Below are 11,772 nucleotides of genomic sequence, written 5' to 3'. Positions count from 1 at the left end.
CGCCGATCCGGCGCCTGCCGACGCCGCCGCGGCGCTCACGGCGACCGACGCCGCGCCGGCGCTCGATCCTGAACTCGCCGAAGCGCTGCAATCTGAGCCGTTGTCGCAATACGACGGTTCGCTGTCGCCGGACGAGCAGCCCCCGGCGCCCGGCGCCGATACCGCGGCGCCGCGCGATCCGTTCGCGTTCAAGACCGCCAGCCTGTTCTTCGGCACCGGATCGCTCGGCGGCATGGAGGAGACGCTGGAGCGGTGGCAGCCCGGCGAGGAGCCGATCATCGTGTCGCCGAACGCCGCCGACCCCGAGATGAAATCGCCGCTGCCATCGACCGCTGCGCTCGATCCGTCCGCCTCGGGCGAGACCATCGCCGGCAAGGGCCAGGTCAACGCCGACCATCACGTCAAGACGCCGGCCGAACGGCTCGGTCTGGCCATCGATTCGAAGCAGCGTGCCAGACACGAGAAGTGCCTGGCGGAGGCGGTGTATTTCGAATCCCGCGGCGAAAAGGTGCGCGGCCAGATCGCGGTGGCGCAGGTGGTGCTCAACCGCGCGTTCTCCGGTTTCTATCCGCCCAACGTCTGCGGTGTCGTCTATCAGAACAAGCACCGCCGCTACGCATGCCAGTTCACCTTCGCCTGCGACAACGTCGCCGACGTTGTGCGTGAACCGGAGATGTGGGACCGCGCCCGCAAGATCGCCCGGGCGATGCTCGACGGCAAGCTGTGGCTGCCCGAGGTCGGCAAGTCGACTCATTACCACGCCTATTGGGTGCGGCCGTCCTGGGTCCACGAGATGAAGAAGATGTACAAGACCGGCGTGCATACCTTCTATCGCCCGCGCGCCTGGGGCGACGGCCGCGACGCTCCGAGCTGGGGCACCGCCGCCGAAACCGCCTCGATCACCGCCCAACTCGCCGAAGCCGCCAGGAGCTCGGCGGAGATTCAGGCGAAGGGCAACTAAGCGCGTCGTAGAGTACGGGCATCGACCCCGCGGTCGGTGGTATCTTCCACATGTCCCAAGCAGTCATTCCGGGGCGCGCGTAGCGCGAACCCGGAATCTCGCGGTTGGAAGGCGGCGCTTTGGGCGCAGCGCCTTCAGATAGTCGCTGTCTGGCTTTAGCCGAAAGCGTCTCGGCTAACCGTCTGCCTACGCGTCGATATCCAGCGCGACGTCGAAGTTCGGGGCGGAGTGAGTCAGTGCTCCGGAGGAGGCGTAGTCGACGCCGGTGGCGGCGATGCGGCTGATCGACTCGCGGGTGACGCCGCCGGAGGCTTCGAGCACGACGCGGCCGGCACTCATTGCCACCGCCTGCTTCAGCGTGTCGAGATCCATATTGTCGAGCAGCACGACGTCGGCGAGGCCGGTATCCAGCACCTCGCGGAGCTGATCGAGGGTGTCGACCTCGATCTCGATCTTGACCAGATGACCGATCTTGGATCGCGCCGCTTCCAGCACCGGGCGGATGCCGCCGGCGACCGCGATATGGTTGTCCTTGATCAGGATGGCGTCGTCGAGGCCGAAGCGGTGGTTGAAGCCGCCGCCGCAGCGCACCGCGTATTTCTCCAGCGCGCGCAGGCCGGGCGTGGTCTTGCGGGTGCAGCAGATCCGCATCTTGCTGCCGGCGGTGTGCCGGACGTAGTCCGCCGTCAGCGTCGCGATGCCCGACAGCCGTCCGACGAAGTTCAGCGCGGTGCGTTCACCGGTCAGCACGGCGCGCGCCGGCCCAGAGATCGTCAGCACCTGAATGCCCGCCGCGACCGTGTCGCCGTCGCGCACATGCGCGGTGATCGCGACATCCGCCGAGAGCTGGCGGAAGGTCTCGACCGCGAGCGGCAAGCCGGCGATCACGCCGCCCTGGCGCGCCACCAGGATGGCGTGGGCCTTTGTCGCTTCCGGGATCGTCGCGACCGAGGTGACGTCACCGGCGCGGCCGAGATCCTCGTCGAGCGCGCGGCGCACCGCGTCGGTGATCGCCAATGGCGACAGGAATGCATCGGGATGCAGCAAGGCAGTCGGCGACATGAAGAACGATCCTGATCAGGCGAGGGCGGATTGTGCCGGCGTGCGGCTGTCGTGCGCGACGCCGGCGCCCAGCGCGGCGGCGCGCTCGCGGGCCTGCGCCAGCGAAGTCGTGGTGCGCCTGGCCTGCGCCGGGTTCTCGGCCGGATAGTCGGCGCGATAATGCGCGCCGCGGCTCTCGGTGCGAGCCAATGCTGCGGTAGCGACCAGCAGCGCCGCCGTGGCCATATTGGCGAGGGTGGTCGATGAAGTTTCGGCCTCCAGCGCCGCGAAAATCCGCACCGCCTCGGTCAATCCCTCGCGGTCGCGGATCACGCCGACCTTGCCGGCCATCGCCTGCCGCAGCCGTAGCTCCTGCGCCGGATCGATCGGCGTGCTGCGCCCCTCCGGCACGTCGAGCCGCGACTTGGTGGCGGTGAGTTCGGTGCCGGCGATGTCTTCGGCGATCCGCGCCGCGTAGACGACGGCTTCGAGCAGCGAATTGGAGGCGAGCCGGTTGGCGCCATGCGCGCCGGTGCAGGATACTTCGCCCGCCGCCCACAGCCCGTGCAGCGAGCTGCGGCCGTGCATGTCCACCGCGATGCCGCCCATATGGTAGTGGGCCGCCGGCGCGATCGGGATCGGCCGCGATGCCGGATCGATACCGGCGGAGATGCAGCTCTCGTACACGGTCGGAAAATGTTCGGCGAAGTGTTTGCCGAGCGCCTTGGTGGCGTCGAGATAGGCGCCGCGTCCGGAGGCGACTTCGGCGAACACGCCGCGGGCGACGATATCGCGCGGCGCCAGCTCGGCGAGCGGATGCGCCGCCAGCATGAAGCGGTCGCCCTGTCCGTTGACCAGGATCGCGCCTTCGCCGCGCAGCGCCTCGGTGGCGAGCGGCGCCGGGTCGCGGCCGACCATGATGGCGGTCGGATGAAACTGGACGAATTCCGGATCGGCGATCCGCGCGCCGGCACGGGCTGCGATCGCCAGACCGACACCGCGGGCCTCGACCGGATTGGTGGTGACTGCATAGAGATGGCCGATGCCGCCGGTGGCGAGCACCACGGCGCGCGTCGCAATGTGCATCGGCGCTCCGGCGGCGTGGCCGACCTTGCGCAGCCGCAATCCGGCGACCGCATCGTCGTGCATCAGCAGCCCGTCGGCGAACCAGCCTTCGATCACCTTGATCGACGGCGTCTTGCGGACGGCATCGGTCAGCGCGCTGATAATCGCCTGGCCCGCCATGTCGCCGCGGACGTGGACGATGCGCCGCGCCGAATGCGCCGCCTCGCGCGCGACCGCCAGCCGTCCTTCGAGGTCGCGGTCGAACGGCACACCGTAGCTGAGCAGATCGTGGATGCGTGCCGCCGCTTCGCCGGCGAGGCGATGCGCCACCGCCTCGTCGACCAGGCCGGCGCCGACCGCGATGGTGTCGGCTGCGTGCGATTCGGCGCTGTCGCCTTCGCCGACCGCGGCCGCAATGCCGCCCTGCGCCCAGGCGGTGGAGGCGCCTTCGCCGAGCGGCGCGGCGCTGATCACCGTCACCGGACGCGGCGCCAGCTTCAGCGCGCAGAACAGCCCGGCGAGACCGCCGCCGACGATGACGACGTCACCATGGACGCCAAGATGTGCGAACTCGGGCGTGCTGTTCATGCGGCGATCCAACTCTCACGCGACTGTCCGCGAACGCCTTCGATGCACAGCGATGGCGGCACGGACGCCGCCATCCGTCGTGAGCCTTCAGGCTCAGTTGTTCAGGTTGATCATCCGCTCCACCGAGCGCCGGGCCGGCGCGACGATGGCGGGATCGACCGTGACTTCTTCGCGCAGGTACACGAGGCTGTCGAGGATCTTCGCCAGCGTGATCCGCTTCATGTGCGGGCACAGATTGCACGGCCGCACCATCTCGACGTCGCGCAGCTCGGCCTGGACGTTGTCGGCCATCGAGCATTCGGTGATCATCACCACGCGCTTTGGGTGCCTGGTCTTGACCCAGTCGATCATGTGCGCGGTCGAGCCGGTGAAGTCGGCCTCCGCCAGGACGTCCGGCGGGCATTCCGGATGCGCGATGATCTTCACGCTCGGATCGGCCTCGCGATAGACGCGCAGCTCGTCGCCGGTGAAGCGCTCGTGCACTTCGCAGGCGCCCTTCCAGGCGATGATCTTCACCTTGGTCTGCGACGCGACGTACTTCGCCAGATATTGATCCGGCACCATGATCACGCGGTCGACGCCGAGGCTCTCGACTACCCGCACGGCGTTCGAAGAGGTGCAGCAAATATCCACTTCCGCTTTCACGTCTGCCGACGTGTTGACGTAAGCCACGACCGGAACGCCGGGGAATTTCTCACGCAGCAGACGGACATCCGCGCCGGTGATGGAAGAGGCCAGCGAACAGCCGGCGCGTGAATCAGGGATCAGCACGCGCTTCTGCGGATTCAGGATCTTCGAGGTTTCCGCCATAAAGTGAACGCCGCACTGCACGATGGTCGAGGCCCTGACCTTGGTGGCCTCGATCGCGAGCTGCAGCGAATCGCCGACGATGTCGGAGACGCAGTGGAAGATTTCCGGCGTCTGATAGTTGTGCGCCAGGATCACGGCGTCGCGTTCGCGCTTCAGCTCGTTGATCGCCTTGATGTAGGGCGCCATGAACGGCCACTCGACCGGCGGAATGACGTTCTGCACCTTCTCGTAGAGGTGAGCGGTGGCCGCCTCGACCTCGGGCGTCCATTCCAGCGACGGCATCGGCAGCGCGCTCGCTCGCTCGGTCGCGCTCAGCGGGGCGCGCGGAAGCGAAGCTTGACGCGCATGCGGCGGCAGGCCGAAATTCTCCGGACCGTAGAGTTCAGCAAGCGGCATCGACGCCTCCTTGTACCCATGCCATATATACTCAGTTTGAGCATATACTGGGTTTGAGAAATCCGGCCACAATGGGCCGGCAATTTACAACCGCTGCGTTTGACCGCTTCCTTGAGCCTTCGGGGCGTCCCATCGCCCGACATTCAAGGACCTATGAGGAAGCGACTTATCCTCAATAAGAGCAAATCTAATATAACACGCGGCCCTGGGTTCCGCTAGAGGTCGAAAGGGCTAAATCGTCACACCAGAGTCACGCAATTGCATCGCTGCGGCGCAACCTGAGCTTTACAGCCGGCTGCTCCTTTCTCTAACTCACGTCGGCACCGACAAGCACAAATCAAGGGGGGCGCGACATGGCGACGTTCAAGGCGATCCGCATCGACAAGGCGGACAAAGGCACAGTTTCGGCGCTGACGCAGTTCGACGAGGCCGAGCTGATGGACGGCGACGTCACCGTGTCGGTGGAATGGTCGACGCTCAACTACAAGGACGGCCTCGCGCTCACCGGCAAGGCGCCGGTGGTTCGCCGCTTTCCGATGATCGCCGGCATCGATTTCGCCGGCACCGTGACCGAGTCCTCGCATCCGGACTGGAAGCCCGGCGACAAGGTGGTGTGCAACGGCTGGGGCATGGGTGAGACCCATCTCGGCGCCTATGCGGAGAAAGCCCGCGTCAAGGGCGACTGGCTGGTACGCCTGCCGGAAAACCTGAGCGCGCGTGACGCGATGGCGATCGGCACCGCCGGCTACACCGCGATGCTGAGCGTGCTGGCGCTGGAGAAGCACGGCCTGACGCCGAAGGATGGCCCGGTGGTCGTCACCGGCGCGGCGGGCGGCGTCGGCTCGGTGGCGATCGCGCTGCTCTCCAAGCTCGGCTATCAGGTCATCGCCTCGACCGGCCGGGCGTCCGAAGAGGCCTATCTGCGCCAGCTCGGCGCCGCCGAAATCATCGACCGCAACGAATTGTCCGGTCCGGCCAAGCCGCTGGCGAAGGAGCGCTGGGCCGGCGGCATCGACAGCGTCGGCTCGACCACGCTGGCCAATCTGCTGTCGATGACCAAGTACCGCGGCGCGATTGCAGCCTGCGGCCTCGCTGCCGGCATGGATCTGCCCAGCTCGGTCGCCCCATTCATTTTGCGCGGAGTGTGTCTTTACGGCATCGACTCGGTGATGTGCCCGCTGCCGGACCGCAAGCGCGCCTGGGAACGGCTCGCAACCGACCTCGAACCGGCGAAACTCGCGGAAATCACGCAGGAAATCAGCCTCGACCAAGTCATCGAGGCCGGCGCCAAGGTGCTGGCTGGCCAAGTCCGCGGCCGGATCGTGGTGAAAATTACGTAGGGGATCGGTTAGTTCGTTCAGACTTTACCAACCAAGCTGCGCCATTCTCGCCGCAGTTTGTATGGTAAGGAACGGGTTAAGCGAGTTTAACCCGCTCCCAGTAGGAGTACAGGCATGTTTGCGCGTTTCGTTGTCGGCGCTGTGATCTCAGGCGCGACGGTCCTTCCGGCGATGGCCGGTTCGATGAACGCGGACGAGGCGCGCAAATTCGTCGCCAACAAGGTGTTCGCCTTTACCTGCTTCGATGGAACCCGCGGCGCCGGCCGCGTGTTCGACGATGGCGGCGCCGCCGGTGCGGTGCAGTTTTCGGGGTCCGGACCCAACCGCTTCATGCGCCTGCCGGGCAATACGCTCCAGGTTCGCGGCGAGTCGATCTGCGCGTCGATCAAGGGCATCCCGTTCGAGCCCTGCTTCAACCTGACCAAGACCAGCGAGCGCAGCTTCCGCGGTTCGGTGTCGGGGATGGGCTTTGCGTATTGCGACTTCCGCCATCAGGGCCGGATCCAGCTCGCGCGCGCGATCTCGCACTCGCAGAGTTCGCAAAGCCGGCCGCGGTCGTTGCACCCGCCCGGCACCCAGCAGCGCGCCGAAGTCACCGCCAGCGTACCGACACCGCGCGTCGAGTCGGCCCGGCTCGATCCGCCCAAGGTCGAGGCCGCGCCCGAGCTGCGCCGCTCCACGGACTGAGCTGAATTGCGGCACGCCGTCCGCATCACGTTTCAAAATCCGTTGGCCATGAAATTCCGATGGCTGCGAGCCGGTCCAACGCGCGGCCGAGTTCGGCGCGCGTCTTCGCTGCCGTCAGGCTGATCCGGATTCGACGCGGCGCCGCGCGGGTGACTGCGAAGGTCGCCGCCGAGACGACATCAATCCCGACAGCTCGGCATGCGGCCACCGGGTCTGCCATCTCCGGCGGCGCGGCGAGCCACGCGTGCGGCGACGGCGGCGGATTGCCGACCCGACCATTGGGCAGAACACGGCGAGCGAGCCGGTGACGAACACCCACCTCGTCGCGCTGCCATTTGGCGCGGCGCAGGGCGGTCCCGTCTTCCATCCATCGGCAGGCGATCTCTGCCATCAAGGGCGCCAATGGCCACAGTGTCGTCTGCGGCTCGGCCGCAACGGCACGCGCAACCGGGCCGGCCCCTGCAACTAATCCGAAGCGCAGGCCGGCGGCGACCGACTTCGAGAAGCTCGTGACCAGTGTGCAGCGGTCCGGCAGCAGCATCGCCAGTGGCGGCGTCGCTGCCAGGGTGCCGTAGATATCGTCTTCGATGATCTGCAGATCGCGCCGCTTCGCGATCTCGGCCACCTCGGCGCGGCGCGCCTCGCTCATCGTCGCGCCGGTGGGATTCTGCAGCGCAGGGACCAGCACCACGATGCGCGCCGAGGTCGCCCGTGCGGCGCGGTCGAGCGCCTCCGGCACGATGCCCTGAGCATCCATCGTGACGCCATGCAGCGGCAGACCGAGCTGGCGAGCTAACGCCTTGATACCGGGAAAGGTCAGTTCCTCGACCAGCACCGGTTCGCCGGCAGTGCAGATGGAGAGCAGCACCGCGAGCAATGCCTGGTGCGCGCCTGCCGTCGGCACGATGTCGGTGGGGCGCAATTCCAGACCGCGCGCGGCGACCCAACTCGCTGCGGTGGCGCGGGTGCGGGCAATCAGCGTGGGTGTCGGATGATCGAGCGCGGCAGCCAATCCTCCATCACCTGCGATGTCCGCCAGGGCCAGATCCAGATCGGTCGTCGACGGATCGATTGCCGGAACGTTGGTGGACAGATCGATGACAGCGGTGTTGTCGTTCGGCTCCTTGAGAACGAACAGGACCGCTTCTCGGCTCTCGGACAGCACATAAGTCCCGCGTCCGACCTCGCCGGAGATCAGATGTCTCCGGCTCGCCTCGGCGTAAGCGCGCGACACCGTGCTGACATTGACCTCGAGGCGCCAGGCGAGCTCACGATGGGTGGGGAGCCGGTCTCCCGGCCGCAACACGCCGCTCGCGATCGCCTCGGCCAAGGCTTCGACGATGGCGACGTAGCGAACGGGATGTCTGCCGGTAAGGTCGGGCGTCCACATTGTTTGCCAGACAATGTTTCGATTGACCCGAACAATGCGTCTGCAGATGATGCAAATCAACCTCTGGTCGTGTTGTTAGTTCGGCCAAGAGGGACGCGTGGTGCGAGCCGATGAGCAGGAGGTCGCATGGTAATATCCCGGCCGTGTTCCTCATGAAGATCGATGCACCACGTTCGAGGTGTGTTCAGGGCTAGTCCCGGTCTGATCCGCCTCTAATACCAACGATCCAAACGCAACGAGATCCGGAGCGCGATTGAATCTCCGGCGGTGGCCGCACTGCGCGCGACATCGCCAGGGCACGGCCGTCGCGTGGGCTCACCCGATCGCCCATACTGTTTGTCCGCAACCGAGGCGCCATGACTATCGTCCCCACGATCAAGCTGTTCGAAACCGATGCCTATGTTCGGGAACTGGAGACGACGATCGTCGACCAGTCCGATACTGGCGTGTGTCTCGAGAAGACGATCTTCTATGCGGAGAGTGGCGGCCAGCCGGGTGATATCGGCGAGTTGCTCCTGGACGGCGGTGAGCCGCTGCTCGTCGCGGATACGCAATATATCCCCGGCCGTCTCCGGATTGCTCATGTCCTGGCGACGCCGCCTGACCGGAGCCTGATCGGCGCCAAGGTGCTGGCCCGGATCGATTGGGAGAGGCGATACCGGCTGATGCGTCTCCACACCGCTCTGCACCTGTTGTGCAGTCTCGTCGATGCGCCGGTGACGGGATGCGCGATCTATCCCGATTATGCGCGTCTCGATTTCGATATCGAGGCACCGCTCGATCGTCAGCTATTGACGGACCGCCTCAATGCGCTGGTCGGCAACGATCTGCCGGTCGAGATTCAGCACCTGAGTGCCGACGAGATGTCGGCCATGCCGTCGCTGGTACGAACAGTTCAGGCGGCGCCGCCGCAGACTGGCAGACAGCTTCGACTGGTGAGCATCGGCGACATCGACCGGCAGCCGTGTGGCGGCACGCATGTGGAATCGACCGGCGAGATTGCAGGCCTCGCTGTAACCAGCGTCGAGAAGAAGGGACGCCGCAACAGACGCGTCAAGATCGCCCTTGCGGCTTCAACCGAGCCCTCGACCGCCGGCTGAGGTCAGTCGTCACTCGGTCGATTCGACGACGACTCCGTCGGCGGCGGCTGCAATGGCGCAGTCGCCGCCGCAGCGGGGCGCGTCCGGAACAGGATGCGCTGATACAGCCAGCCGATCGCCACCAGCACCACACCGAGGCCCATGAACGACAGCGCGCGGTACACGCCGGTCAGCGTCGACATGTCGATCAGGAAGGCTTTGCAGATCGTCAGCCCGATCACCACCGCCGACGCCAGACGCGCGCGCTGCGAGTCGAACACAAGACCGGCGCCCAGCAGCAGCACGCCGCAGCCGAGCCAAGCCAGCGAGTAGGTGTACTGTTCGGCGTCGCTCGGATCGCCGAGCGACAGCACGGGGCCTTGATACAGCCGCCGGATTTCCAGCGTCACGTAAGCGAGCCCCATGATCAGCGCCAATGCGGCGAAGCCGTTGGCATAGGCCGGGCGCCGCACGCCCGCCACCGCGTAGGACAACAGCAGCGCCAGCACGGCCGGCAGCGCATAGCCGAGCAGCAGGCTGTTGATCACCACGCCACCGATATAGTTCGACCAGAACGCCGGGTTCTCCAGCAGCAACAGGCCGAACACGCTGCCCAGCGCCGCGAAGATCGCCAGCACGATCGCGGCGACGTTGTGCACCGGGCTGCGGCTGCGCAGCCGCAGCCGTTCGAGGCCGATCGCCATCGCCAGCGTGACGCAGACCTGCAGGGCGACTTCGGTGAGGCCGGGGCTGTCGCGATAGACGTCGCCGCCGTTCACCGCGTGGCGGATCTCCAGGAATGCCAGCAGCACGGTGAACAGGATCGCGGCGGATTCCACCATGCGCAGCGGCGCGTCGTCGCCGCGCCGGCGCATCCAGATGCTGGCGAGCCAGAACGAGGCCGCCGGCACGCCGTAGCCCCACAGCAGCCAGTTGAACACCGGCGTGGTGCCGACTGCATCGCCGACGATCCTTGGTTCATAGCCGATCCGGGCCACCACGATGCCGGCGAGGATCGCGGCGAGCCAGCGCAGGAACGGGATCGGCCGCTGCAGCGAGATCCACGCCGTCGCCGCCGCCATCAGCGCCAGCGCGATGGTGAGCCAGCCCTTCTCCAGCGCAAAGGTCAGCGCCAGCGCCAGCGCGCCGAGCGTCCCGGTGGCGAACAGCGCGATCGAAATCGGCAGTCCCGGCCGGTTGTCGCGCTTGCCGAGATGTTCGGTGGCGAAACCGAACGCGGCGGCCAGCACCACGGCGACTATCGCGAACGGAATCGAGCGGTCGAGATGCGCGATCCGCGCATACAGCGCGATCAGCAGCGCCAGCGGCGTGAACACGCCGGCCGCCGCCCAGATCACCGGCACGCCGGCGTTCGGCGATCGTCCCTGCGCCAGGATGCCGAAACCGGCGAAGCCGATCCCGAACACGGTGGCGGCGATCAGATGCGTGGTTACCGCGCCGGCCAGCGGATCGGCACCGATGCCCGGCAACGCTCCGCCCGGCATCACCAGCAGTTCGGGACTGCCGCGCACCACCCACGACAGAAACACCAGGCCCACCAGGCCGGCCGCGGCGCCGACCGCAGCGGTCGCGGCCGCCGCGCGCCAGGCGATGCCGAGCGTCGCGGCGACCAGCACCGCGAACACGGTCAGCGCCGCGTCGCTGTGGGCGCTGGCGACGACGATCAGCGCTGCGCCGAGCAGATAGGTCGCGAGCGCGGCCGATGACACCGGTTCGATCCGGCCCGGCTCGATCGAGGGGCCGAACAGCAGGCCGCACACCACCAAGAGTGCGGCGAGCGCGAAGCCGGCGACGACATGGAACGCATGCGGCGCAATCAGCGTCTGCGGCCCTTCGAGGCCGGGCAGCGTCCACAGCAGCGCGAGCACCACCGTTGTCACCGCCAGCCAGCGCCACAGCCGGATGCGGGCGAGCGCGAACGCGGCCGTGGTGACGACCGCCAGATAGATATACAGCGCCCAGTAGTCGGGCTCGCCCGACGACACCAGCACCGGCGTCGCAAAGCCGGCGACGACGCCGAGCCCGGCCAGCGCCGGTCCGTGCAGCAGCGCGGCGGCCAGCGTGCCGAGTGCGACCAGGCCGAGCAGGATGAAGGCGGTCGCGGGGACGAGAAAATCGTACAGCGCGTAGGCCGCATACACCGTCGCGAACGCCACCGCGGTGCCGGCCGCGGTGAGAATCGCCGGGATGTTGGCGATCGGCAGCGCGGCGAGCTGGGCGACGCTCTCCTTGCGGCGCATTCCCTCGCCGGCGATCAGCAGCGCCAGCGCGAACAGCCCGCCGAGCAGCACCCGCACGCCGGGGCCGAGCAGGCCCTGCTCGATCGAGTAGCGCACCATGAAGAAGCCGCCGAGCGCCAGCGTCAGGCCACCGACCCACACCACCCAGCGGGTG

Annotated in this window: 9 protein-coding genes; 4 read left to right on the top strand and 5 right to left on the bottom strand. The window is 67.3% G+C overall.

What is annotated here, in order from left to right:
• Positions 1-961 (top strand): cell wall hydrolase (locus DU475_RS20670; RefSeq protein WP_164633182.1); only part of this gene is annotated, 961 nt, incomplete at its 5' end.
• Positions 962-1,147: 186 nt separating this feature from the next.
• On the opposite strand, the gene nadC is transcribed toward DU475_RS20670, so the two are convergent.
• From nadC to nadA, 3 genes are all read right to left on the bottom strand, one after another.
• The gene (gene nadC, locus DU475_RS20665) at positions 1,148-2,023 is read right to left on the bottom strand and encodes a carboxylating nicotinate-nucleotide diphosphorylase (RefSeq protein WP_142881949.1); all 876 of its coding nucleotides are present in this window, start codon (positions 2,021-2,023) and stop codon (positions 1,148-1,150) included.
• A 15-nt stretch (positions 2,024-2,038) separates the two neighbouring features.
• Positions 2,039-3,655, bottom strand: coding sequence for an L-aspartate oxidase (locus tag DU475_RS20660; RefSeq protein WP_047309535.1), 1,617 nt, complete (start codon positions 3,653-3,655; stop codon positions 2,039-2,041).
• Positions 3,656-3,748: 93 nt separating this feature from the next.
• Positions 3,749-4,861, bottom strand: coding sequence for a quinolinate synthase NadA (gene nadA / locus DU475_RS20655; protein ID WP_047309534.1), 1,113 nt, complete (start codon positions 4,859-4,861; stop codon positions 3,749-3,751).
• A gap of 353 nt (positions 4,862-5,214) precedes the next feature.
• Here nadA and acuI point away from each other — a divergent pair, with 353 nt between their 5' ends.
• Entirely contained in the window at positions 5,215-6,201 is a 987-nt protein-coding gene (acuI, locus tag DU475_RS20650) for an acrylyl-CoA reductase (NADPH) (protein ID WP_047309533.1), read from the top strand.
• Between the two features lie 114 nt (positions 6,202-6,315).
• Positions 6,316-6,888, top strand: a complete 573-nt coding sequence (locus DU475_RS20645) for a hypothetical protein (protein ID WP_047309532.1) — start codon at positions 6,316-6,318, stop codon at positions 6,886-6,888.
• Between the two features lie 25 nt (positions 6,889-6,913).
• Here the strand turns inward: DU475_RS20645 and DU475_RS20640 are convergent, their stop codons facing one another.
• Complete coding sequence (locus tag DU475_RS20640; protein ID WP_246700375.1) at positions 6,914-8,338, bottom strand: aminotransferase-like domain-containing protein; 1,425 nt, start codon at positions 8,336-8,338, stop codon at positions 6,914-6,916.
• A 296-nt stretch (positions 8,339-8,634) separates the two neighbouring features.
• Between DU475_RS20640 and DU475_RS20635 the strand changes: the two genes are divergently transcribed.
• Positions 8,635-9,378, top strand: coding sequence for an alanyl-tRNA editing protein (locus DU475_RS20635; RefSeq protein WP_164633181.1), 744 nt, complete (start codon positions 8,635-8,637; stop codon positions 9,376-9,378).
• Between the two features lie 2 nt (positions 9,379-9,380).
• Here DU475_RS20635 and DU475_RS20630 read toward each other — a convergent pair.
• The coding region (locus DU475_RS20630) for a DUF2339 domain-containing protein (protein ID WP_164633180.1) at positions 9,381-11,772 on the bottom strand (2,392 nt) is incomplete at its 5' end.

The sequence above is a fragment of the Rhodopseudomonas sp. WA056 genome, from assembly GCF_010906995.1.
GTDB classification, from domain to species: Bacteria; Pseudomonadota; Alphaproteobacteria; order Rhizobiales; family Xanthobacteraceae; genus Rhodopseudomonas; species Rhodopseudomonas palustris_G.
The sequence above is the reverse complement of the archived record's forward strand: the minus strand, read 5'-3'. Positions and strand labels throughout refer to the sequence as shown.